Annotated in this window: 1 pseudogene; it reads right to left on the bottom strand. The window is 63.8% G+C overall.

The window, feature by feature from the left end:
- Positions 1–563, bottom strand: a pseudogene (locus B153_RS38105) (hypothetical protein); the annotation flags it as partial.
- Positions 564–605: the final 42 nt, after the last annotated feature.

Genomic DNA, 605 nt, shown 5'->3' with positions numbered 1-605 from the left:
TTCACCAGGTTCTGGCTGGTGGCCACCACCACCCCAGCCGCGTTGCGCCACTGGTAGCTGTAGGAACCACTACCCCCACTGACCTGCAGACTGATGCTGCCCGTGGCCTGACCACAGACCGCGTTCTGGGCACTAGCCACCACATTGACCGGGCTGGAGGTGCCCACCACCACGCTGGTGGTGCTGCTGCAACCACTGCCATCACTCACACGTACCGTGTAGGTGCCAGCCGCCAGGTTCATCACGCTGGCACTGCTGCCCACCACGATGCCCGCCGAGGTGCTCCACTGATAGGTGTAGCTGCCATTGCCATTGCTGACCTGCACGCTGGCGCTGCCATTAGGAGCACCACAGGAGGTCGGGCTGGCCTGAGCCAGAATCACCGGGGCACTGGTCGAAGAGATGGTGATCTGCTTCTGACCTGTGCAGCCCTTGCTGTCGGTCACCGTCACGGTGTAGGTACCAGCCGCCAGACCCGTCGCCAGGCTGCTGCTGCTCACCACACTGCCACTGGCATTGGTCCACTGGTAGCTATAGGGAGCCACTCCGCTGCCCGCATTCACCACCACTGTGGCGATGCCGTTGGCCTGACCGCACTGGGCCAG

Source organism: Spirosoma panaciterrae DSM 21099, assembly GCF_000374025.1.
Lineage (GTDB): Bacteria > Bacteroidota > Bacteroidia > Cytophagales > Spirosomataceae > Spirosoma > Spirosoma panaciterrae.
The sequence above is the reverse complement of the archived record's forward strand: the minus strand, read 5'-3'. Positions and strand labels throughout refer to the sequence as shown.